The sequence below is a fragment of the Nonomuraea sp. NPDC004702 genome, from assembly GCF_053601695.1.
The window spans coordinates 54,432-77,694 of record NZ_JBSGCE010000003.1; the positions used below are offsets into that span (position 1 = coordinate 54,432).

A 23,263-nucleotide genomic window follows, 5' to 3' on the forward strand; every position below is an offset into this window, starting at 1 on the left:
TATGGTGTTGATGCTTAACGATAACGGCAATTGTTGCGGGGAGACGTGCATGAGTGTCCAGCTGGGTTACTACACCCTGTCGGTCGAGGACCTGGAACGGGCGGCGGGCTTCTACGGGCCGCTGTTCGGCTGGGAGTTCAGGCGCGAGCACGAGCGCTACCTGCACGTCACCAACACCGACGTGCCGATGGGCCTGCGCGCCGGCGGCCGGTCCGCGCAGCCCAACCTCTACTACCACGTCGAGGACATCGACGCCGCCGTCGAGCGGGTGCGCGAGCTCGGCGGCACGACGGGCGAGGTGTACGAGAGCAAGTCCGGCCGCGGCTGCTCCTGCACCGACGACCAGGGCACCGAGATCAGCCTGTGGCAGCCCGCCCCCGGCTTCGAGTGACCCTCGCCGACCTCACTGTCTAGGTAGGCTTCGCCAGTGACGACAGACGTGTGGCGCATCACCGGCCAGTCCCAGATAGACAGTTATGTCGGTAGGTGGGTGGATCTGGCCGTGCTGCTGGTCAACGAACTGGCCGTCACCCAGGTGCGTGGTCGTCCCGCCGGGCCGCCGGCCGACCGGCGCGCCGCCCTCGACGCCGCCTTCGTCCAGCATGGATGGACCCCCAGCAGGGCGCTGACCGGCGCCGACGCCGACCGGCTGGCCGGGGTGGCCGAGGAGCTGCGGCCCGCCTTCACCGCGAGCCCCGCCGCGCCGGCCGCGCTGAACCGGGCCCTGCTGCGGCACGGCGCGGTGCCCAACCTGCACGGCGACCCGCCGGTCCTGGCCTTCCACGGGCCCGCCGCCGGCCTGGTGGACGCGTGGGCGGCCGACACGGCCACCGCGCTGGCCATGGTGATCGGCGTCGGCCAGGGGGTGCGGCTGCGCACGTGCGAGGCGGCGGCGTGCGAGCTGGTCTTCTTCGACGCCACCCGCAACGCCTCGCGCCGGTTCTGCGGCCTGTCGTGCCAGAACCGCGCCAAGGCCAGCGCCTACCGCGCCCGCCGGCGCATCTGATCTACAACGTAAAGGCGCGGGGCCGGGGCAACCGCAGCCGTCAGTGCACGGAGAAGCCGCCGTCGACGAAGAGCAGCTGGCCGGTGACGAACGCCGAGGCGTCCCCCGCCAGGAACACCGCCGCGCCCGCGAAGTCGGCGGGCACGCCGTTGCGGCCGGTCATGTGCCGGGCGGCCAGCTCCTCGACGCGGCCGGGGACGGCCTGGGCGGGCTCGGTCAGCGGGGTGAGCACGAATCCGGGGATGATCGTGTTGACGCAGACGCCGTGGGCCGACCACGCCTCGGCCTGCGAGCGGGTGAGACCGGCGACGGCGGCCTTGGCCGCGCCGTACACGCCGCTGTCGCCGAAGGCGCTGATGGACTGCTGGGAGCCGACGTTGATGATGCGGCCCCGGCCGCGGGCCGCCATGCGGGGGCCGAAGTGCTGGCCGAGCAGGTAGGGGGCGGTCAGGTGCACGGCGATGGTCTGCTCGTAGTCGCCGGGGGTGAGCTCGGCCATGGGCTTGCGGATGTTGTTGCCGGCGGCGTTGACCAGGATGTCGATCTCTCCGGCGGCGGCGCACAGGCGGGCCAGGTCGTCCCGGTCGTGCAGGTCGGCGCTGACGGCGGAGGTGGTGACGCCGTGGGCGCGCAGCCGCTCGGCGGCCCGGTCGAGCTCGGCGGGCCTGCGGGCGGCGAGGACGACCTCGGCTCCGGCCCGGCCGATCGCCTCGGCCATGGCCAGGCCGATGCCGGAGCTGCCGCCGGTGACGAGCGCGCGGCGGCCGTGCAGGGAGAACAGGTCGCGTAGATAGTCCGACACGACCGCTCAAGCTAGCACCAGCCGCGGGAACGCGGACGGGCGGCGTCGGTTGCCGGAACGGCGAAGGAGGGCTAGGCTCGTGAGCTCGACAATACGAGAAGCGGCTCCACAGAGCTCCCGTAAAGGAGTATAGCAGGGAATGGCTAATCGTCAAGATGGTCTCGCGGAAGCCCTTGACAGCGAGCAGCGTACGGTCCGGTGGCTGTACGCCAGGCTCGACGCGGCCAGGGAGCGGGCGCAGGCGACGCTGCGCCAGGTGTACGCCGGCGGCGGCGCGCTGGGCACCCGGCAGGCGCGGTTCGAGCGCGAGGTGACCGCCTCCGAGCAGGCGCGGCGGCTGGCCCAGCTCAACGCGGTCGAGCGCGGCCTGTGCTTCGGCCGGATCGACGACTCCGGCGGCGTCAGCACGTACGTCGGCCGGATCGGGCTGCGCGACGAGGACCACGAGTCGGTGCTGATCGACTGGCGGGCCCCGGCCGCGCGCCCGTTCTACGTGGCCACCGCCACCGACCCGGGCGGCCTGGTGCGGCGCCGCCATCTGCACCTGAAGGACCGCACGGTGGTCGGCATCGACGACGAGGTGTTCGACCTGGACGGCATGTCCGACGGCGACCGGCGCACGCTGGTGGGCGAGGCGGCGCTGCTGGCGGCGTTGCGGCGCGGCCGTACTGGCCGGATGGGCGACGTGGTGGCCACGATCCAGATCGAGCAGGACCGGGTGATCAGGGCGGGCCTGCAGGGGGCGCTGGTGGTGCAGGGCGGGCCGGGCACCGGCAAGACCGTCGCGGCGCTGCACCGGGCCGCCTACCTGCTCTACACCCACCGCGACACGCTGGAGCGGCGCGGGGTGCTGGTGGTGGGTCCCAACCCGATGTTCCTGCGCTACATCGGGCAGGTGCTGCCGGCGCTGGGGGAGACGCAGGTGGTGATGGCCACGGTGGGCGAGCTGTTCCCGGGGGTGCGGGCGGTGGCGGCCGATCCGCCGGCGGCCGCGGTGGTCAAGGGCGACCTGCGGATGGCCGAGGTGGTGGCCGCGGCGGTGGCCGACCGTCAGCGGGTGCCCGCGGGCGATCTGGAGGTGGAGCTCGACGGGCTGCGGCTGCGTGTGCCGCACGCGGTGTGCGTGCGGCTGCGCGATCGGGCGCGGGCGGTGCGCCTGCCGCACAACATGGCCCGCAAGCTGTACGTCACCGAGCTGCTGAAGGAGCTGGCCAGGGCGGAGGCGCGGGCGCTGGAGGAGTCGCTGCACCTGGAGGAGCTGGCGGTCGACGACCCGGAGCTGGCCGAGCCGCTGGACCTGGAGGGCGACCTGGACGAGACGGACATCGCGCTGGCGGCCGAGCGGCTGTGGGGGGAGGAGCCGGTGCGGCGCGCGGTGGCCGAGCTGTGGCCGGAGCTGACGCCGCAGGAGCTGGTCGCCGATCTGCTGTCCGCGCCGGACACGTTGTGGTCGGTGTGCCCGCCGGGCCTGGACTGGACGCCGCTGGTGCGGCCCCGCGAGTCGCCGTGGACGGTCGGCGACGTGCCGCTGCTGGACGAGGCGGCCGAGCTGCTGGGCCACGACGACTCGGCCGACCGGGTGGCGGCGCGGCGGGCGGGGGAGGAGTGGGCCGGGCAGGAGCTGTACGCGCGCGAGGTGCTGGAGACCACCGGCCTGCTGGAGGAGGGCGTCTTCGACCGGGCCGACGTGCTGGCCGAGCGGCAGGCCGACGACGGCGCGGGGCTGACGACGGCCGAGCGGGCGGCGGCCGACCGCACGTGGGCGTACGGGCACGTGATCGTGGACGAGGCGCAGGAGTTGTCGCCGATGGCCTGGCGGACGGTGGTGCGGCGGGTCCCGGCGCGGTCGCTGACCGTGGTGGGCGACCTGGCCCAGACGGGGTCGGCGGCGGGGGCGCGCTCGTGGGCGCAGGTGCTCGATCCGTACCTGGAGGGGCGCTGGCGGGAGGAGCGGCTGCTGGTCAACTACCGCACGCCGGTGGAGATCATGCGGGTGGCGGCCGACGTGCTGGCGGCGGTGGCGCCGGGGCAGGAGCCGCCGGAGTCGGTGCGGGACGGCGGCGACGAGCCGCGCGCGGTGCGGGCGGCGGTGGCCGAGCTGCCGGCGCTGGTGGCGGCGGAGCGGGCCGAGCTGGGCGCGCGGGGCGAGGGCGGCCGGTTGGGGGTCATCACCCCCGACGGGCTGCACGCACGGGTGGCGGCCCTGTTCCCGGGGTCGGCGGACCTGGACGCGCCGGTGGTGGTGCTGACGGTGACGCAGGCCAAGGGCCTGGAGTTCGACGGGGTGGTGGTGGTCGATCCGGCGGGGATCCTGGAGCAGTCGCCGATGGGCGGCCACGACCTGTACGTGGCGGTGACGCGGGCGACGCGGCGGCTGACGGTGGCCCATGAGGGCGAGCTGCCGTCGATGTTGTCCCGCTTGAGATCTACAATGTAAAGCCGCTGGGCTGGTGACGATCACCCGTAATTCATCGAAAAAGCGGCAACGATCGGGAGCGCCCCCGGCGGGTCATTCGTTGTAGAGCTTGTCCGCGACTTCGCGGATGCGGCGGGTGGCGTGGTCGAGGGCGCGCAGGGTCTCGGTGTCGAGGTGGGACATGATGCGCTTGTAGTGTCTGAGGCCCGCGTCGTTGATCTCGGCGATCAGGGTGGCGCCGGCGGGGGTGAGCTCGACCCGGCGCACCCGGCGGTCGTTGGGGTCTTCGTGCCGGCTGACCAGGCCCTGGGCGACCAGGCGGTCGACGATGCCGGTGACGGTGGCGAGGCTGACGCCGAGGGTGTGGGCGAGGTCCTGGCCCGAGGCCGAGCCGTGCGTCGACAGCTGCATGACGACGCGGAGCTGCCGGATGGTGAGGTTGGAGCTGAACAGGGGGGACTGTTGCTGGGTGAACAGTCTTCCCAGGTCGCGCTGTGTCTCGGTGATCCGGCGGATCAGGTCTTCGCGGTCGTCGCTCACGCTCACCTCTCGCTTCCTGAGAAGGTTATCAGGAAAGCTGGATCAGGCTAAATATTCGTATAAGGCAAAGTGTTAGTCTGGGGCGAACTTTGGAGGGGAGCCTATGACCGCTTTCGCCCGGTTGAGTCTGGTCAACCGCAGTCTTGTGATCTTGGTGGCGGTCGTGATCACCGCGTTCGGCGCGTTCACGATTCCGCAGTTGAAGCAGCAGCTCCTGCCGTCGTTGGCGTTCCCGGGCGCGTTCGTCATCGCGCCCTTCCCCGGCGCCTCGCCGGAGATCGTCGAAGACCAGGTGACGAAGCCGATCGAGGACTCCTTCCAGGGGATCCCCGGCATGGAGCAGATGACCTCCACGTCGAAGGAGGGCATGGCCCAGATCCAGGTGGCCTTCGAGTACGGCACCGACATCGAGGCCTCGCTGAACAAGATGCAGCAGGCCGTCGCCAGGATCACGCTCCCGCAGGGCGTCGATCCGCAGGTGGTGGCGGGCAACACCGACGACATCCCGGTGCTGGTGCTGGCGGTGGGCGACGGCGGCGACGAGCGGGCGATGGCCGACAAGCTGCGCCGGATCATGGTGCCGGAGTTGCAGAGCGTGGAGGGGGTGCGCGAGGCGACGGTCACCGGCACTCGTGACGAGGTCGTCACGATCGAGCCGGACGTCAAGAAGATGGCGCTGGCCGGGGTGTCGGCGGCGCAGATCCCCGAGGTGCTCAAGGCGAACGGCACGCCGATCCCGGCCGGGTCGCTGACCGCCGACGGCAGGTCGCTGACCGTGCAGGTGGGGTCGCGGGTCGACTCGCTGGAGAAGCTGAAGAACCTGTACCTGACCCCCGCGCAGCCCGCCCAGCAGCAGGCCCAGTCCCCGACCCAGTCCCCGGCCCAGACGCCGGGGCAGGCGCAGGGCCGTCCGCAGGCCGGGCAGCCGGCCCAGACGGGCCGGGCGGCGCTGCCGCAGCAGGTGGCGCGGCCCAAGCCGCTCAAGCCGGTCAAGCTCGGTGACGTGGCCGAGATCAGGCGCGGCCTGGCCGACGCCTCGACGATCACCCGTACCGACGGCAAGACGAGCCTCGGCGTGTCGGTGACGATGACGCCCGACGGCAACGCGGTGACGATCTCCCACGAGATCCGCGAGAAGCTGCCGGAGCTGACGCGGTCGCTGGGCGACTCCTCCGACACGCAGGTGTCGGTGGTGTTCGACCAGGCGCCGTACGTGGAGGAGTCGATCGAGAACCTGACCACCGAGGGCCTGCTGGGGCTGGCGTTCGCGGTGCTGGTCATCCTGGTGTTCCTGCTGTCGGTGCGTTCGACGCTGGTGACGGCGGTGTCGATCCCGCTGTCGGTGGTGATCGCGCTGCTGGCGCTGTGGGCGGGTGACTACTCGCTCAACATGCTGACGCTGGGCGCGCTGACGATCGCGGTGGGCCGGGTGGTCGACGACTCGATCGTGGTGCTGGAGAACATCAAGCGCCATCTGGGTTACGGCGAGGCCAAGCTGCAGGCGATCCTGACCGCGGTGCGGGAGGTGTCGGGGGCGGTGACGGCCTCGACGCTGACGACGGTGGCGGTGTTCGCGCCGATCGCGATCGTGGGCGGCATGGTCGGGGAGTTGTTCCGGCCGTTCGCGGTGACGGTGGCGGTGGCGTTGCTGGCCTCGCTGGTGGTGTCGCTGACGGTGGTGCCGGTGCTGGCGTACTGGTTCCTCAAGGCGCCGTCGTTGTCGCCGGAGCAGGCGCGGGCCCAGCGTGAGGAGGCCGAGGCCAAGGAGCTGCGCAGCCCGTTGCAGCGGGCGTACCTGCCGGTGCTGCGGTTCGCCACGCGGTTCAAGCTGGTGACGGTGCTGATCGGGGTGGCGGTGTTCGTCGGGACGATGGGCCTGGCGGGCGGTCTGCGGACGAACTTCCTGGACTCCTCCGGGCAGAACACGATCTCGCTGACGCAGAAGATGCCGGTGGGCACCGATCTGGCCACGACGGACAAGGCGGCCAAGAAGGTCGAGGGCGTGCTGTCGGGGCTGGCCGGTGTGGAGACGTACCAGGTCAACGTGGGTGGCGGCAACGCCATGCAGGGCGGCGTGGGCGGTGGCGCGGACCGGGCGTCGTTCTCGGTGACGGTCAAGGACGGCGCCGAGCCGGCGACGGTGGAGCGGCAGCTCCGCGAGAAGATCACCGGTCTGTCCGGGGTCGGTGAGGTGACGGTCGGCGGCGCCGGCGGGGGCGGGTTCTCCTCCGACACGGTGAGCGTGATCGTGCAGGCGCCCGACGCCGAGTCGCTGCGCACGGCGACCGAGGCGGTCAAGGGCGCGATGGGCCAGGTGAAGGGTCTGCGTGACCTGTCGTCGAACCTGGAGGCCAGCGCGCCGCGCATCGAGGTCGCGGTGGACCGGGAGAAGGCGGCGGCCAAGGGGCTGTCGGAGGGGCAGGTCGGTCAGGCGGTGGCGCAGGCGTTCCGCGGCGCGCCGCTGGGCCAGATCACCCTGGACGGCCGCAGCAGCGACCTGGTGCTGCGCGGCGGTGACGCGCCCGAGGACGTCAAGGCGATCGAGGACCTGAAGCTGCCGACGGCGGCGGGGCTGGTGAAGTTGTCGTCGGTGGCCAAGGTGGAGCAGGTGGCCGGTCCGACGCAGGTGACCAGGATCGACGGTGAGCGTTCTGCGACGGTGTCGGGCAAGGTGGAGGCGTCGGACCTGGGCACGGTCACCCAGGAGCTGACGACGACGATGAAGTCGGTGGCGCTGGGCGCCGGCGCCCGGTACAAGATCGGCGGCGCCTCGGCCGACCAGGCGGACGCGTTCTCCGACCTGGGCATGGCGATGCTGGCGGCGATCGCGATCGTGTTCATGATCATGGTGGCGACGTTCCGGAGCTTCGTCCAGCCGCTGATCCTGCTGGTGTCGATCCCGTTCGCGGCGACCGGCGCGGTGGGTCTGCTGGTGGCGACCGACACGGCGATGGGCGTGCCGGCGTTGATCGGCATGCTGATGCTGATCGGCATCGTGGTGACGAACGCGATCGTGCTGATCGACCTGATCAACCAGTACCGGGATCAGGGGCTGGGCGTGGTCGAGGCGGTGATCGAGGGCGGCCGGCGCAGGTTGCGGCCGATCCTGATGACGGCGGTGGCCACGATCTGCGCGCTGACGCCGATGGCGCTGGGGGTGACCGGTTCGGGCGGGTTCATCTCGCAGCCGCTGGCGATCGTGGTGATCGGCGGCCTGGTGTCCTCGACGCTTCTGACGCTGGTGCTGGTTCCGACGTTGTACACGGTGGTGGAGCGGGTGAAGGAGCGGATGGGGCGCAAGCCGTCCGCGCCCAAGCACGAGGCCAAGGTCCTCACGCCGACGTCGTGAGCGGAGCACCCCGGCGCCGACCTCATGCGGCGCCGGGGCCGGGTGGGGTCGTGGATGCCCGGTGCGAGGTTTCTCACCTCGCGCCGGGCATCCGGCCGTTCGGGGTGGGGCCGTCAGACGTCGGTGAAGGAGGCGCTCTGGTCGAACAGGGTGCGGAAGGGGGAGAGGCTCTCGAAGATGACCGCGCGGGTGGTGACCTGCGCGCCGCCGACCGCCCATTGTGAGGCGATGACGTAGTGGGCGTTGACGGCGATGTTGGCGCAGCCGGTGAGGTCGAGGTATCCCATCGGCTGGCCGGATGAGGTGGCGTGGCCTTCGCCTCTGCAGCCGTTGCCGGTCTGTCCCTTGGCGATGACGTACATGTCGGAGATCAGGTCGAGCCCGTTCTTGCTGGCGCAGAGCCGGATGGTCCAGCCGTTCTGCGACCTGTCGGCGCAGCCGCCGGCGGCGTGCGCGGGGGTCGTGGCGCCGGCCACGAGACAGGCGCTCATCAGGAGCGTGCTGAGCACTGCTGCCGCCCGGCGGAGGAGATTGCGGCGGTCGCGGTGTGTTCCGTCGGCATGGGGCATGCGCCGTTCCTTTCGTTGCGGGAATTCGGTGTTTCTGGCGCGGGGGCCAGGTGCTTCATATGTAATTTGTGTGGTCTGCGGGCGGCAACGTGTTCATTTGGTCCACAGCGGGCTGGGCTGTGGTGGTTATGGGGGACGCGGGCACCACAGTGCGCCGTGGCGGGCCGGTTTTGCAGGCGTGATCGCCTTGCCACTCCGCGTGTTGTGAGAATGGCAATTACCAGTAATTCGGCCAGGTATATCGTGCCGGAGAAGGCGGCCGTTACAGATTTTATGTTTACCTTATTGTGATCCCTGATCTTGTTGCCTGGCGATCTTGACCGTAGGTAAATCTTGTTTGCTAATCCAACTCGGCACAGATTGTGAGTGTTAGTGAACAAGTTAGTCAGCGCGGCAACGGTGAGCGGGAAGCCGCCCAGGCGCCTCGCCGTCGCCGCGACGCTCATGGTGGCGGCGTCGCTGCTGGTGGCCAGCGCCACGATGGCGTCGGCCGATCCCGAACCGGCTCCGACCGCGACCCCCGCTCCTCCGTCGATGACGACCTTCCCCGAGCCGGAGGATCCGGACGCGCCGCTGCGGGCGGCGGTGGCCCAGGCGCGCAAGACCGGGCAGCCGGTGCCGGTGGAGGCGGCCTTCACCGAGTCCGCCCGCGTGTGGGCCTATCCCGACGGGCACCTGACCACCCACGCCTACGACGGGCCGGTGCAGCTCAAACAGGCCGATGGCGGCTGGGGCCGGATCGACACGAGCCTGGTGGAGCGGGACGGCGTGCTGAAGCCGAAGCTGGCCAAGGCCGACGTGAGCTTCTCGCTGGGGGGCGACGGCCCCTTCGCCTCGCTGGCACGTGACGGGAAGCGGCGGGTCGCCCTGTCCTGGGGCGCGCCGCTGCCACGCCCGGAGATCACCGGCGACAAGGCCCGGTACGCCGATGCCGCCGGGCCGGGCGCCGATCTCGTGGCCACGGCCCTGCCCACCGGGTTCCGGCACGACGTCGTCCTGCGCGAGCGGCCCACGAAGCCGGTGGAGTTCCGGCTTCCGGTGGAGACCGACGGCTTGACGCTCTCGATGTCGAAGGGGGGCGGGCTGGCGCTGAAGAACAGCAAGGGCAAGACCGCCCTGTCGGCTCCGGCACCCCGGATGTGGGACGCCGCCGCGGCCGACGCCGCCGACGGCCGGCCGGGCCGCGAGGCCAAGGTCAGGACGAGCGTGGAGACCAAGGACGGCCGGACCGTCCTGGTGCTGAAGCCGGACCCGGCCTGGCTGGCCGACCCGGCCACCCGGTACCCGGTGACCGTTGATCCCACCACCACTCTGGGCGTCACCCAAGAGGTGGGGATCATGTCGCCCAACTCCCAGATCGCGCCGGGCAGGGTGGGCCGCCAGAACTACCGGTACTGCACCGGGACGTGGCCCAACCAGACGTGCGCCGACAGGCCGGAGACGCTGCGGGCGCTGATGGCCTTCGACACCACGTCGATCGCCAACCGGAACGTGCTCAAGGCCACCATGCAGCTGACCCTGCGGGCCAACGCCAGCTCCTGCCTGGTCAACTACCAGTCGATCTTCGCGCACCGGATCACCGAAGCCTGGGTGGCCGACGACACGTTCTGGAGCAGGCAGCCCGCCACCACCCCCGACGGGCGCTCCTCGATCAATCCGTGCATCCAGCCGCAGACCGCCGGGGCGGTGTGGAGCTGGGATCTGACCGCGATGGCTCAGGCCTGGGCCGGCGGCGCCCCCAACCACGGGCTGATGCTGCAACTGGGCACCGAGACCACCCCTGCCTCCAACGCCAGCGAGAACTTCGACTTCTGGCCTCAGGGCCTACAACCAGAACGTGCCCAGGCTGAGCGTGGACTGGGTGCTGCCGCCGGAGATCCCCACGGTCGCCGCTGAGTCGATCGACTCTCTGAGCGGCAACGACGCCATCGCCCGCTCCACGGCGGTCAAGGTCACCTACAAGTCCAGCGTGCCCGAGGCGACCCCGCTCGACTACACCGTCAGCGTCAACGACTCCACCATGGCGCCGCCGCCCGCGCAGCTCCCCACCGGCGAGGCCGCCTACTGGAAGCTGGACGAGACGTCCGGAGCCGGCGCGGCCGACGCCTCCGGCCACAACCTGAACGCCACCCTGAGCGGCAACTACAGCCGCGTCCCGGGGCAGGTGGGCCAGGCTCTCAAGCTGTCCGGCGGAACCGGCGCCACCGCCGGGCCGGTGCTCAACACCGATCAGAGCTACACGGTGACGGCCTGGGTCAAGCTGGAGGACAGCGCCGACGACCAGGTGGTCTTCTCCCAGCAGGGCGTCAACCAGCCCGCTTTCACCCTGGCCTACGCCCGCTCCACGGTTCCCGAGGTCGATCAGCGGTGGGTGCTCGCCATGGTCACCCAGGACATCCCCGACCGGATCTACGAACAGTGGGCGGTCTCCAAGAACATCGCCCGGGTCGGCCGATGGAGCCATGTGGCCGTCCAGTACGACCAGACCGCTCACAAGATCCGCCTGTTCGTCGACGGCGAGCTGGCCGACGAACGCGATCACACCGCGAACTGGAACGCCCGCGGCGCCTTCCAGTTCGGCAAGGGGCAGATCGCCGGCAGTCACACGCCCTTCACCGGCGCGATCGACGACGTCCACGCCTACCAGCGGGTCCTGTCGCCGTCAGACCTGCGCACGATGGTCACCGCTCCGGGCACCACGACGAACAACGGCGTGCCGGCCGGCCAGACGCCGGAGAGGATCTTCTCGCTGGACAATCCGGCCAGCTTCAAGTTCGTGGTCAAGGCGTGCCGGACCGGCGTGACGCCGCCGTCGTGCAACGAGAGCCCGGCCTACCGCATCACCTCCGACGCGGCGACGCTGCCCACCGACACCGAGACCGGCATGGCCGACCCTGTCCAGCCGATCCTGTCCGGCATGGTCAACCGCCCCTCCGGCGGGCCGGTGACCGCCAAGTACTACCTGTACGACAACGCCGGAACCCCGGTCGGATCGGCTCCGCTCGGAACCCGGAACGTCAGCGGCGGCGAACGCGCCTCCTTCCAGATCCCGGCCAACACGGTCCAGCCCGGCACCACCTACAAGTGGCAGATGGTGGCCTGCGCCGTCGGCCAGGGCGGCACCACGACGCCGAACCCCACACCGACACCGACACCGACCCCCACGCCGCCTCCCCAGGGACTCGTGGCGGCCTACGGCATGAACGAGGGCACCGGGACGAGCGTCGGCGACATCTCGGGCAGGAACAACGCCGGCTCCGCCCAGAACGCCACCTGGACCACCGGCAAGTTCGGCCAGGCGCTGTCCTTCAACGGCACGTCCAGCAAGGTGTCCGTCCCGCACAACGCCTCGCTCGTGCTGCCGCAGGGCATGACCATGTCCGCGTGGATCAACCCGACCAGCCTGAGCGGCTGGCGCAGCGTCGCCTTCAAGGACTACACGGGCGGCGTCGGCTACGGCCTGTACGCCTCCAACGGCACGGCCCCCAGCAGCTGGCTGCGTTCCGGCGGCGTCCACCAGCAGGTCGACGGCACGGCGGCGCTCCCCACCGGCACCTGGTCCCACCTGGCGGTCACCCACGACGGCACCACCGCCCGCCTGTACGTCAACGGGCAACAGGTCGCGCAGAAGGCCGTCGGCGCTCTGGAGGACTCCGGCGGCGCCCTGCAGATCGGCGCCAACACCAACTGGGGCGAGTACTTCGGCGGCGCGATCGACGAACTGCGCATCTACAACCGCGCGCAGACCGCCGCCGAGATCCAGTCGGACATGCAGACCCCGATCGGCGCGCCCCCGACCTCGACGCCCACCCCCACCCCGACGACCACGCCGACCGACCCCACCACGCCGACCACCCCGATGCTTGAGGAGGTCTGCACCTCCAAGACCGCCCCGGTCTCCTTCACCACCCCGGGCACGCCCCCGCCGCCCCCGGTGGAGGACGTGCGGCACCTGACCCTGGGCAAGGACAACTTCGTCATCAAGTCGGCCAAGACCGACCCGGCCGCCTGCGACGGCGCGCCCTGCACGGTGACCGACGACACGGTGATCCGGATCGGCGGCACCGGCATCGACAAGACGGCCGCTGCCATCGGATTCAAGCTGGATGAACTGCCCGACGGGGCCGGCGTGTCCGAGGGCATGCTCAAACTCGGGGCTCCTACCTGCGCAGGAGGGACTTGCCCGGCCGATGCGGTCATCACCGCGACGCCGTTGAAGAGCCCGGTCACCGGAAGCAGCAGAGGGTCAGATCTCCCCGGCGACGCCGATACGACCGGCACCCCTGACTCGCTGCCCTTGTCCGCTCCAGAGGCTGACATCGCGGGGAGTGAGTACCAGTGGCTCCTGCTCACCTCCAACAAGGACGAGGTGATCACCTTCGGCGAGACGACAGCGTCTGAGCAGCCGTCCTTGGCTCTCACCTATCTGCCGGCTGGACCGCCGAGCAAGGTGCTCAACCTCGCCACCCAGGCAGGGGACGGCGGCGCCGTCGCGAGCTGGGGACTGCCCGAGACCAACGGCAGTGTGGCCATGCTCGACGGTTACGACGTCGAGGTGACCGACAACGGTGGCGCCGTCGTCAAGACCCTTGACGTCAAGGATCCGTACGCTGCGATCACCGGTCTGACGAACGGTTCGGTCTACACGGTGAAGGTGCGTGCCAAGACCGCGCTGGGGACCGGTGACTGGGAGAGTGCCTCAGTCACGCCCAAGGCGGTGCCTCCACCTCCCACGGGCAGGGACACGTGTGTCCTGGAACAGGGCAGCAGAGCGGTCGGCGCCCAGGCGGCCGGTGATTCGGGGGCGCAGGAGTACATCGCTCGCGTCAAGTCGTACTACGACGCGCAAGACGCGGTGCTGGAGGGGCGTGCCGCCACCATCTGGGACGCGCCCGGGGTCGTGCCGACCGCTTCGATCACCGCTCAGCTCTCGCTGCTGAACAGCCTTCTCCTGGACCAGCGCGCGGAAGCGCAGGCGCTGGGTGAATCGCGTGCGAGTTCTGCCGTGACCCTCGGCAACGCGGTCGTAGCGGCCGGGGACAACGGTACGGTCCGCGTTTCCGTCGAGACGAAGCGAACCTGGCAGACCCAGACGGCCGGCGGCGCGAGCCGGTCGGCGGCAACCCGCTCGATTGGGTCCGGCGCATCTGGCCAGGTCGAGCCGAGCGAGTTCACCATCTCGGTGTTCGTCTTCGACAGATGTGGCGGCCTGACCATCATCGAGCAGCCTCTCGAATGCTTCGAGGACTCCTCGGATCACATGGACCCCGGCGCCTGCCCCGGCTCCATTCCCGGCTCCCTTTCCCGGGGGCTCAGCACGCAGTCCGCATGCTCGAACGACCCCAACGACCCCTACTCGGATCCCGATGCGGACATCAAGAAACTGGTCGGGCAGTGCTTCTTCAACAAGGGCGCGCCCCACGGATGCTGGAACGCCGAGAAGCCGGGATTCAAAGTATCGGAGACATTGATAGCGAACGAATACACCGGCACCAGCAAGAAGCGCAAGGGGTGGGGTGTCACCGTAGATGCCCACTCATACTGGTTCGGGAACTACAGCGTTGAGCACGGGCCCACCAGAGACGTCTGGGATTTCGCCCACGACAACAACTTCCCCGCCTCCGATCGCGGAACGTTCGTCAACTACGTCCGAGTATGGCCGATGGAGAAGAAGGCGAACACCGCGGAAGCCAAGTACATCAGGAACAACCTCGTCCTCAAGAGCATGGGCGAAGCGTGCTTCATGAACACCAAGTACGACAACGAGTTCGGCACCGCCATCGAAGTCGACGGCGAGCTTGCGCCGAGCGGGGGTGTGACGACCACCCACACCAGCTCCAGGGAGGTCACCTGCAAGTCGTACGAGGCCACCGGGCCGACCAAGCCGTCCAGCCCGAACCCGAAGGACGACTTCGAGCTCCAGCCGCTGTGGAACCGGCAGCGACCGAAGTCGGAATGCTTCAACACTCTGCTGAAGTACTGCTCCATCGACGCGTACCGGCACGGCTTCAAGGCGGAAGTGACATTCTGCTATCACGTCAAGGCGCGTCAGGCGCGATGCATACCGTGGCAGTCGAACCAGTACTACAGCTGGTGGCTGAACTACTATAAGGGAACTCGATATGGCAGCACCTGACAGTCGGTGATCGACTCCGGGTCATGCTGACGTGGGGCCTCCGGCTGAACGCGGAGGCCCCACATCTTTTTCGGCCGAGCCCGGCCCCGCCGGTCATGGTGAGGAATGCTCATCTCCACCGTGGAAACAACGACAAGCCGCGCGGCCGTGAGCGGACAAAGAGAAGGGGAGAAAAGTAAAGCGTGCTTTCGGCGTCAGGCTCGGCGGCGTAATGAGCGGGCGGCCGGATGTTTCGGGCGGAGAAATGCGTTCGAGGCCGGAAAATAAATTCCGGGCGGATGCCTTGACGGTTGCCGGTAATGGCGGGTCACGATGGAGGGGCCAGAGGAAGATGTCCTGTGGGAGGAAACGTGTTCAAGGAAGCATGCGCTGTGAGCGCCCTTGTCGCTGCCGCCCTCGCCCCTTCGATGGCCTCGCAGGCACTGGGGGAGAAAGTCCACGCCACCACCGCCACGCCCGCCACGTCGGCCGCGCTTGCCGACTGTGCCGCGGGCGGCGCCGCCGGTAACGCGCCCAAGTGCAAATACCTGGAGGAAGGCAACAAGCGGTGCTACTACTGCCGCGACAAGAAGGGCAGCGGGTACAAGAAGCAGTACTGCGAGCAGAAGACCAAGCAGCCGGAGCAGTCGACCGAGCGCGAGTGCAAGACCACCAAGGAGCCGATCACGGGGAGCCCGGACCGTACGTGCAAGACCTGCACGGACGCCAAGACCGGCAAGGTCCTGTCCCGGGAGTGCAACAGCTAGCCGACGCGGGGCCCGCGCTTCCGGCGACGGTCCGGCCGGCCCGGTAGCGGGGGCCGGTGACCGGGAAGCGGGGGAGGCGGTGCGGTGCGAGGTCGGGACGACCCGCCGCGCCGCCCCCCAAGGCCGCGGCGGTCACTTCTTGAAGGCGTCCTTGACCTTCTTGCCGGCGTCCTTGACCTTCTCGCCCGCCTGCTTCAGTCCGCCTTCGGTCTGGTCGGCGCGGCCTTCGGCCTGGAGGCTCTCGTTGTCGGTGGCGTCGCCGATGTTCTCCTTGGCGCGTCCCTTGAGCTCCTGGGCCTTGTTGCGGATCTTGTCGTCGGTGCTCATGTTCATGCCTTTCTGGTCGGGTCCTCGCGACTTCCTGTACTTACCGGCCAGGGCGGGCGGAAACATGGCCCGCGTCCGGCCGGGCGCGTGACGGCGCTGGTCAGCGCCCCTGCGTGAGGGCGGACGCGGCCGCCGGGAAGCCGGCGCGGGCTGGATGCGGTGGGGGTGACGGGGTGTGAATAGACTTGTCCAACGTGACTTCCAAGCCGCGCATCCCGAACGTCCTGGCCGCCCGCTACGCCTCACCCGGGCTGGCCCGCCTGTGGTCTCCCGAGTACAAGATCATCGCTGAGCGGCGGTTGTGGCTGGCGGTGCTGCGGGCGCAGGCCGAGCTCGGGGTGGCGGTGCCCGAGGGCGCGGTCGCCGACTACGAGAAGGTGGTCGAGCAGGTCGACCTGGACTCGATCGCGGCGCGCGAGCGCGTCACCCGCCACGACGTCAAGGCGCGCATCGAGGAGTTCAACGCGCTGGCCGGACACGAGCAGGTGCACAAGGGCATGACCTCGCGCGACCTGACCGAGAACGTCGAGCAGCTGCAGATCCGCGACAGCCTGCTGCTGGTCCGCGACCGCGTCGTGGCGCTGCTGGCCCGCCTGGCCTCCCTGGCCGAGGAGCACACCGCCACCGTCATGGCCGGGCGGTCGCACAACGTGGCGGCGCAGGCGACGACGCTGGGCAAGCGGTTCGCCTCGGCCGCCGACGAGCTGCTGGCCGGCTACCACCGGCTGGAGGAGCTGATCGGCCGCTACCCGCTGCGCGGCGTCAAGGGCCCGGTCGGCACCTCCCAGGACATGCTCGACCTGCTGGGCGGCCGGCAGGACAGGCTGGCCGAGCTGGAGGAGAAGGTCACCGCCCACCTGGGGTTCTCCCGGCGGCTGACCAGCGTCGGGCAGGTCTACCCGCGGTCCCTGGACTTCGAGGTGGTCTCGGCGCTGGTGCAGCTGGCGGCCGCGCCGTCCTCGCTGGCCAAGACGATCCGGCTGATGGCCGGGCACGAGCTGGTCACCGAGGGGTTCAAGGAGGGGCAGGTCGGCTCCTCGGCGATGCCGCACAAGATGAACACCCGCTCCTGCGAACGCGTCAACGGCCTGACCGTGGTGCTGCGCGGCTACGCCTCGATGGTGGGCGAGCTGGCCGGCGACCAGTGGAACGAGGGCGACGTGTCCTGCTCGGTGGTGCGCCGGGTCGCGCTGCCGGACGCGTTCTTCGCCTTCGACGGGCTGGTGGAGACGATGCTGACGGTGCTGGAGGAGTTCGGCGCGTTCCCGGCGGTGATCTCGGCCGAGCTGGGCCGCTACCTGCCGTTCCTGGGCACGACGAAGATGCTGATGGCCGCCGTGCGCGCCGGCATGGGCCGCGAGCAGGCCCACGAGCTGATCAAGGAGCACGCGGTGGCGGCGGCGCTGGCGATGCGGTCGCGGGGCGCGTCCAACGAGCTGCTGGACCTGCTGGGCGGCGACGAGCGTTTCCCGCTGGACCGCGCCGAGCTGGAGGCGCTGCTGGCCGACCGGGTCTCCTTCACCGGCGCGGCCGCCGCGCAGGTGGCCGAGGTGGTGCGGCAGGTGGGGCAGGTCGTGGCCGAGCACCCGCAGGCCGCCGCGTACCGGCCGGGCGAGATCTTGTGATCCACCGGCTCGGCGACCCGGGCGCGCTGCGGGCCGCGTGCGGCGACGACGACCTGGTCGTGTGGACGGCCCAGGACCTGCGCGGCCGGGCCCGCGCCTGGGCGTCACGGCAGGCGGTGGTGGCCGCCGCCCCGGGCATCGCCCGGCACGACCGGCTGGCGGTGTGGGGCGACCCGGACGACGCGGCCGAGCTGGTCCGGCACGCGCTGGCCGAGCTGGGGCCCACCTACCGGCCGCTGGGCGAGCGGGAGCTGATGCGGCGGGTCGCGGCGAGGCTGGAGGGCGTGCGGGAGAGCGGCGCGTTCTCCTGGATGAGCCTGCAGGGGCCGCCGGCCGGCGCGTCGCCCCTGCACGCCGCACCACCGGGCGGCGCGGCTGCCGGCCCGCCGCCGGTGGTCGGCTGGCTGGACGGCGACGCCGAGCAGGAGATCGCGGCGCTGCTGGCCGGGGACGCGCCCTCGTCGTACGCGGTGCCGGGCGCGGCCGGGGTGCGGCGCTGGGCGGGTGTGCGGGTGGGGCGCGAGCTGGCGGCGGTGGCGGCCGACGCGTGGTCGGCGCCGTCGGTGGGTTTGCTGGCCGGGGTCGCCACGGCCGCCCGCTTCCGCGGGCGGGGGCTGGCCGAGCGGGTGTGCGGCTGGATGTCGTCCCAGCTCGTGGCCACGCACGGCCGCGCGGCCCTGATGGTGGACGACGTCAACGCCGCGGCGATCAAGGTGTACGAGCGGATCGGCTACCGCCGACGCCTGGTGCTGGCCTGCCACGTCGCCGGCTGAACCCCCCGCTCGAAGGCGGCGGGTCAGGTGATGGCGCGGTAGGTCAGGTGGGTGGCCAGGGGGGAGAAGTGCGTCTCGACCGGCTCCCACTGGCGGGGGCGCACCTGGGCGAACAGGCGGGTGCCCGCGCCGAGCAGCAGCGGCGCCAGGTGCAGGCGCAGCTCGTCGAGCAGCCCTTCGTCGGTGGCCTGGCCGATCAGGTCGGCGCCGCCCATGAAGACGATGTCGCCGTCCCCGGCCACGGTGCGGGCGTGCTCGACGGCCGCGGCGGGGCCGTCGGTGACGAAGGTGAACAGTTCGGGCCGGCGTACCGCTGAGGGCGGGACGTGGGTGACGACGAACACGGGCGTGGCCTGCGCCTGCTCGCGGGCCGAGCCGTAGCCGAGCGGGTCGCCCCACCCGTAGGGGCCGTCGACCACGTCGAAGGTGCGCCGTCCCATGATGACGGCGCCGGTGGCGCGGACCGCGCCGCCCAGGACGCGCGCGTCGACGTCGGTGGGCCGGCGGGCCCAGGCGTGCAGCAGTTCGCCGCCGGTGCCGAGGCCGTGTTCGAGGCCGGGGTCGGGGCCGGTGACGTAGCCGTCCAGCGATACGGAGATGTCGGCGACGACCTTGCTCAACGGGTCCCTCCCCCTGGCGTGTCCGGTCGGTCACCACGCTGTCATCGGCGCTGGGAAAACCGGGTGAGGTTCGGGCGGTGCTCGTGCAGAGTTGACGGCGTGATGTCCAACTTTGTGCCTGGTATTGAGCTTTCTCGTGCCTTCTACGGCGAAGTCGTCGCGCCGCTGCTTCCCGGCGTGCGGCACAGCGCCGCGCTGATCGGCCCGGGGTCTGAGGTGCTCGCGTTCGACACGGCCCGCTCGGCCGACCACGACTGGGGGCCGCGGGTCCTGCTGTTCGTGCCCCCCGGTCAGGTGGAGCCGGTACGGGAGCGGGTGACGGCGGGGCTGCCCGACCGGTTCGGGGGTTTTGACACCGTGTTCGAGTACCACGGGGTGCGGCAGCCGGGGGTCGTGGTCGCCGAGCTGGGGGAGTGGCTGGTCGGGCGGCTCGGGTTCGATCCGCGTGCGGGCGTGTCCCTGCTGGACTGGTTGTCCGTGCCGTGGCAGACGCTGGCCGAGGTGACGGGCGGTGAGGTCTTCTGCGACGGGTTGCCGGGTGTGGGGCTGGAGGCGGCCCGGCAGGCGTTGCGCTGGTATCCGCAGGACGTGTGGCGGTACGTGCTGGCCTGCCAATGGCAGCGCATCGGCCAGGAGGAGCCGTTCCCGGGGCGGTGCGCGGAGGTGGGGGACGAGCTGGGGTCGGCCGTGGTGGGGGCGCGGCTGGCGCGGGAGGTGATGCGGCTGGCGTTGCTGCTGCGGCGCCGCTACCCGCCGTACCCCAAGTGGCTGGGCAGCGCGCTGACCCGGCTGCCGGGCTCGGCCGAGCTGGGCGAGGCGCTGGGGGCGGCGATGGCGGCGCGGTCGTGGCGCGAGCGGGAGGAGGGCCTGACGGCGGCGTACGGACGGCTGGCGGCGCTGCAGAACCGCATGGCGCTGACCGAGCGGCTGGAGGAGGGAGTGCGGGGGTTCCACGACCGGCCGTTCCAGGTGATCGGCGGGGAGCGGTTCGCGCGGGCGCTGATGGCGTCGGTGACGGATCCGGTGGTCAGGGGGCTGCCGGTGGCGGGGTGCGTGGACCAGTTGTCGGACACGGTGGAGCTGTTGACCTCGCCCCGCCGGGCGCGCGCGCTGACGGCGGCCGCGCTGGACCTCCCGGCTTAGAAATCTACATTGTAAAGGTGCTGGGTTTGGACAAAATCCATATTTCCCAGCCGAAACCCAGCAGCCAGGTCAGAGGCGGCGGGCGTTGGCGTGGATGGCCTGGCGGTAGTACGCGGCCAGGCCGGGGGCGCGGTCGTCGTAGGTGGCGGTGAAGCGGGGGTCGGTGGCGTACAGGTCGCCGAGGCCGCGGTGGAGTTCGGGCGTGCAGTCGTAGAACCAGCGGGTGATGTGGGCGCGGTGGCGTTCTGCGATGTCCATGACGTCGGGGTGGTCGGGGGCGAGCCCGCGGGCGTGGGCGGCGCGCATGTCGTCGTCGATGGCGGTGGCTTCGGCGGTGAGCTGGAGCCAGTCGGTCTTGGTGTAGGCGGCGGCGCGGCGGTGGCTTTCGGTGTAGGCGTCGGTGTGGCCCCAGCGGCGTTGGACTTCGGCGTGGTGGTCTTCGGGGGTGAAGTGGCCGAAGACGTCGAAGCGTTCTTCGGGGGTGAGGGGGAGGTGGTGGGTGTGGGCTTGGATGGCGCGTTCGACGTTGGTGATGACCTGGTGGAGGCGTTGGGCTTTGCGGGTGAGGAGTTGGTGTTGGCGGTGGAGGTGGGTGAGGTGGTCGGTGTGGGGGTGGTCGAGGATGTCGGTGATCTGTTCGAGGGGGAAGCCGAGTTCGCGGTAGAGGAGGATTTGCTGGAGGCGGAGGAGGTCGTCGTCGGTGTAGCGGCGGTAGCCGGCGGTGGTGCGTTGGCTGGGGGTGAGGAGGGCGATTTCGTCGTAGTGGTGGAGGGTTCGTACGGTGATGCCGGCCAGTTTGGCGACTTGGCCGATGGACAGGGTCATGGGTCTGACGTTACGTGAGGGTGGGTGTGGTGGTGGATGAGGAGTTGCTGCCGATTGGGCAGTTTGCGCGGCTTGGTCGGTTGAGTGTGAAGCAGTTGCGGCATTACGACGAGTTGGGGTTGTTGCGTCCGGCGTATGTGGATGAGGTGACGGGTTACCGGTATTACCGGGCCGATCAGGCGCGGGAGGCGTTGTCGATCGGGTTGTTGCGGTCGTTGGATGTGCCGTTGGCGGTGGTGGGGCGGGTGTTGTCGGGGGAGGTGGGGGCTTTGGAGTCGGTTCGGGTGTCGTTGGAGGTGGAGTTGGCGCGTCGGCGGCGGACGCTGGCGTCGTTGGAGCGGGTGCTGGCTGTGGGGTTGCCGGCGGCTGAGGTGGATGTGGTGCGGCAGGGCGGGGAGCGGGCGGCGTTCGTGGGTGAGCGGGCGGCGGGGTTGGAGGATGTGGGGCGGGCTACGTCCGCGGCGGTGGCGCGGTTGGTGGCGGGGGTGCCGGAGGGGTTCGGGCCGGTGCGGTTGGTGGGGTTGTTTCCGGTTGATGTGGGTGAGGTGGTGGACGTCCGGGTGGCGTTGTTGCTGGACGAGGAGAGGGAGGTCGGTCAGGGTTTCGAGGTGGGGGTGTTGCCGGGTGGGGTGTTCGCGCGGGCGACTCATGTGGGGCCTTATGACCAGATCGCGTTGACGGTGCATGCTGTGCTGGCGTGGTGTGCTGAGCGGCGGCTGGTGGTGAGGGGTGCGGTGCGGGAGGTGTATGTGTCGGATCCGGGGTGTACGCCTCCTGGGGAGTTGGTGACGGACGTGCTGGTTCCGGTGGTGGGTGATTTGTCGGTTTCGTGAGGAGGTCACGGGCGGCCGGTGACGAGGTCTCTGGTTCGGCGATCGACGGCCCGGCAGAGTCGTGGACGTCCCCACCGGAACCGAAAGGCCCCTGATGAAATCCCTTGCCCTGTTGTCCGCGTCCGCCCTGACGGCCACCCTTCTGGCGGCTCCGGCGCACGCCGCCGTCACCTCGTGGAGCTCCTGCCGGCCGGGCGAGGGCGTCGATCCCCGCCAGGAGTGCACGACGATCGAGGTGCCGATGGACTACTCCGCCGCCGGCGGCCCGTCGGTCACGCTGGCGGTGTCGAGGATCAGGACGGCCCGTCCCGACGTGCGCCGTGGCGTGTTGCTGATCATCCCGGGCGGTCCGGGCAGCCCGGGGCTGAACCGGCCCAGCACCTTGGTGAAGAAGCTGCCCAAGGACGTGCTCGACCGCTTCGACGTCGTCGGGTTCGACCCGCGTGGCGTCGGGAAGAGTTCGCCGGTCTCCTGCGGGCTCGCGCCCGCCGACCTGTCGCTGACGCGCATGAAGCCCTACCCCGACGCCGACGGCGGGATCGCCGGGAACGCGGCGTGGTCGCGCCGGATCGCCGAGGCGTGCGCCCGTAACGGCGGGCCGCTGATCCGGCACATCAGTACCCGCAACCACGCCAGGGACATCGACCGGATCCGGGTGGCGCTCGGCGAGGACAAGATCTCCTACTGGGGCGTCTCGTACGGCACCTACGCGGGCGCCGTGCACGCCACGATGTTCCCCGGCACCACCGATCGGGTGATCCTCGACAGCAATGACGACCCCGATCCGCACAAGGTGGCGCGTCAGTGGCTGGCCAACTACGCCGTCGGGGTGCGGGACGCCTTCCCCGACTTCGGCGCGTGGGCGGCCGCGCGTGACGGCGACTACGGCCTGGGCGCCGACGTGGCCGCGGTGCGCCGGACGTTCCTGGAGCTGGCCGCGCGGCTGGACCGCGAGCCGCTCGCCTGGCCGGGGTCCGAGCCGGAGCAGCGGCTGACCGGCAACCTGCTGCGGGAGACCCTGCTCAACGCGCTGTACTCGCGGGCGAATTACCCGATGCTGGCCGGGCTGTTGAAGGCCGCGCTGAGCGGCGCCGAGCTGCCCGCGCCGAACCAGCCGCCGCAGGCCGCGCTGCAGAACACCGCCGCGCACGCCGGTGCCACGATGTGCAACGACGTCGAGTGGCCGAGCTCGCTCGCCCGGCACGAGCAGCAGGTGCGGCGCAGCCGGGCCGCCTACCCGTTGACGGCGGGCATGCCGGTGAATCTGGGGCCGTGTGCGTACTGGCCGTTCCGGCCTGCCGAGCGGGCCACGCGGATCGGTTCGCGGGGTCCGGCCAACGTCCTGCTGATCCAGAATCTGCGGGATCCGGCCACGCCCTACAGCGGGGCGCTGAAGATGCGTGCGGCGCTCGGGCAGCGGGCCCGGATGGTCGCGGTGGACTCCGGTGGTCACGGGGTGTATCTGGCCAACGGCAACGCCTGCGGTGACCGTGCCGTCACCGAGTTCCTGGTGACGGGCCGTCTGCCCGAGCGTGACCTGAGCTGCTGATGCA

The 23,263-nt window shown here is 70.7% G+C and carries 18 protein-coding genes; 12 read left to right on the plus strand and 6 right to left on the minus strand.

What is annotated here, in order from left to right; translation table 11 throughout:
• Positions 1-49 precede the first annotated feature (49 nt).
• Together ACWEJ6_RS05165 and ACWEJ6_RS05170 are read left to right on the plus strand one after the other, a co-directional pair.
• Positions 50-391, plus strand: a complete 342-nt coding sequence (locus tag ACWEJ6_RS05165; protein ID WP_452421377.1) for a VOC family protein — start codon at positions 50-52, stop codon at positions 389-391.
• A gap of 36 nt (positions 392-427) precedes the next feature.
• Positions 428-1,006 (plus strand): CGNR zinc finger domain-containing protein, encoded by a 579-nt coding sequence (locus ACWEJ6_RS05170; RefSeq protein WP_452421379.1) that lies wholly within the window; start codon positions 428-430, stop codon positions 1,004-1,006.
• 40 nt (positions 1,007-1,046) lie between these two features.
• Here the strand turns inward: ACWEJ6_RS05170 and ACWEJ6_RS05175 are convergent, their stop codons facing one another.
• Entirely contained in the window at positions 1,047-1,808 is a 762-nt protein-coding gene (locus ACWEJ6_RS05175) for an SDR family NAD(P)-dependent oxidoreductase (protein ID WP_452421381.1), read from the minus strand.
• A gap of 139 nt (positions 1,809-1,947) precedes the next feature.
• Between ACWEJ6_RS05175 and ACWEJ6_RS05180 the strand changes: the two genes are divergently transcribed.
• Complete coding sequence (locus ACWEJ6_RS05180; protein ID WP_452421383.1) at positions 1,948-4,245, plus strand: HelD family protein; 2,298 nt, start codon at positions 1,948-1,950, stop codon at positions 4,243-4,245.
• Between the two features lie 72 nt (positions 4,246-4,317).
• On the opposite strand, the gene ACWEJ6_RS05185 is transcribed toward ACWEJ6_RS05180, so the two are convergent.
• A complete protein-coding gene (locus tag ACWEJ6_RS05185) occupies positions 4,318-4,770 on the minus strand; it encodes a MarR family winged helix-turn-helix transcriptional regulator (RefSeq protein ID WP_452421385.1) in 453 nt (150 codons plus the stop codon).
• Positions 4,771-4,867: 97 nt separating this feature from the next.
• Here ACWEJ6_RS05185 and ACWEJ6_RS05190 point away from each other — a divergent pair, with 97 nt between their 5' ends.
• Complete coding sequence (locus ACWEJ6_RS05190; RefSeq protein ID WP_452421387.1) at positions 4,868-8,113, plus strand: efflux RND transporter permease subunit; 3,246 nt, start codon at positions 4,868-4,870, stop codon at positions 8,111-8,113.
• Positions 8,114-8,226: 113 nt separating this feature from the next.
• On the opposite strand, the gene ACWEJ6_RS05195 is transcribed toward ACWEJ6_RS05190, so the two are convergent.
• On the minus strand, positions 8,227-8,682 hold the full coding sequence (locus tag ACWEJ6_RS05195; RefSeq protein WP_452421389.1) for a hypothetical protein: 456 nt from the start codon (positions 8,680-8,682) through the stop codon (positions 8,227-8,229).
• A 372-nt stretch (positions 8,683-9,054) separates the two neighbouring features.
• Here ACWEJ6_RS05195 and ACWEJ6_RS05200 point away from each other — a divergent pair, with 372 nt between their 5' ends.
• The 3 genes from ACWEJ6_RS05200 (at position 9,055) to ACWEJ6_RS05210 (ending at position 15,564) form a co-directional block, all read left to right on the plus strand.
• Positions 9,055-10,578, plus strand: a complete 1,524-nt coding sequence (locus ACWEJ6_RS05200; RefSeq protein WP_452421391.1) for a DNRLRE domain-containing protein — start codon at positions 9,055-9,057, stop codon at positions 10,576-10,578.
• Positions 10,520-14,818 carry a LamG-like jellyroll fold domain-containing protein gene (locus ACWEJ6_RS05205; protein ID WP_452421393.1) on the plus strand — a complete coding sequence of 1,433 codons (4,299 nt, stop codon included), beginning with the start codon at positions 10,520-10,522 and terminating at the stop codon, positions 14,816-14,818. The genes ACWEJ6_RS05200 and ACWEJ6_RS05205 overlap by 59 nt, the downstream gene beginning before the upstream one ends.
• 371 nt (positions 14,819-15,189) lie before the next feature.
• Positions 15,190-15,564, plus strand: coding sequence for a hypothetical protein (locus ACWEJ6_RS05210; RefSeq protein ID WP_452421395.1), 375 nt, complete (start codon positions 15,190-15,192; stop codon positions 15,562-15,564).
• Between the two features lie 132 nt (positions 15,565-15,696).
• Here the strand turns inward: ACWEJ6_RS05210 and ACWEJ6_RS05215 are convergent, their stop codons facing one another.
• On the minus strand, positions 15,697-15,891 hold the full coding sequence (locus ACWEJ6_RS05215; RefSeq protein ID WP_352350685.1) for a CsbD family protein: 195 nt from the start codon (positions 15,889-15,891) through the stop codon (positions 15,697-15,699).
• A gap of 194 nt (positions 15,892-16,085) precedes the next feature.
• Between ACWEJ6_RS05215 and purB the strand changes: the two genes are divergently transcribed.
• Complete coding sequence (purB, locus tag ACWEJ6_RS05220) at positions 16,086-17,516, plus strand: adenylosuccinate lyase (protein WP_387675298.1); 1,431 nt, start codon at positions 16,086-16,088, stop codon at positions 17,514-17,516.
• Positions 17,513-18,289 (plus strand): GNAT family N-acetyltransferase, encoded by a 777-nt coding sequence (locus tag ACWEJ6_RS05225; RefSeq protein WP_452421397.1) that lies wholly within the window; start codon positions 17,513-17,515, stop codon positions 18,287-18,289. Before purB ends, ACWEJ6_RS05225 begins: the two co-directional genes overlap by 4 nt.
• A gap of 23 nt (positions 18,290-18,312) precedes the next feature.
• Here ACWEJ6_RS05225 and ACWEJ6_RS05230 read toward each other — a convergent pair whose 3' ends face one another.
• Entirely contained in the window at positions 18,313-18,909 is a 597-nt protein-coding gene (locus tag ACWEJ6_RS05230; RefSeq protein ID WP_452421399.1) for a dihydrofolate reductase family protein, read from the minus strand.
• A 114-nt stretch (positions 18,910-19,023) separates the two neighbouring features.
• On the opposite strand from ACWEJ6_RS05230, the gene ACWEJ6_RS05235 reads away from it, so the two are divergent.
• The gene (locus tag ACWEJ6_RS05235) at positions 19,024-20,052 is read left to right on the plus strand and encodes a DUF4037 domain-containing protein (RefSeq protein WP_452421401.1); all 1,029 of its coding nucleotides are present in this window, start codon (positions 19,024-19,026) and stop codon (positions 20,050-20,052) included.
• 69 nt (positions 20,053-20,121) lie between these two features.
• Here the strand turns inward: ACWEJ6_RS05235 and ACWEJ6_RS05240 are convergent, their stop codons facing one another.
• Positions 20,122-20,877 carry a MerR family transcriptional regulator gene (locus tag ACWEJ6_RS05240; protein WP_452421403.1) on the minus strand — a complete coding sequence of 252 codons (756 nt, stop codon included), beginning with the start codon at positions 20,875-20,877 and terminating at the stop codon, positions 20,122-20,124.
• Between the two features lie 29 nt (positions 20,878-20,906).
• On the opposite strand from ACWEJ6_RS05240, the gene ACWEJ6_RS05245 reads away from it, so the two are divergent.
• Entirely contained in the window at positions 20,907-21,710 is an 804-nt protein-coding gene (locus tag ACWEJ6_RS05245; protein WP_387675284.1) for a MerR family transcriptional regulator, read from the plus strand.
• Positions 21,711-21,804: 94 nt separating this feature from the next.
• Positions 21,805-23,259: an alpha/beta hydrolase gene (locus tag ACWEJ6_RS05250; RefSeq protein ID WP_452421406.1), complete on the plus strand. Its 1,455-nt coding sequence runs from the start codon at positions 21,805-21,807 to the stop codon at positions 23,257-23,259.
• Positions 23,260-23,263 lie beyond the last annotated feature (4 nt).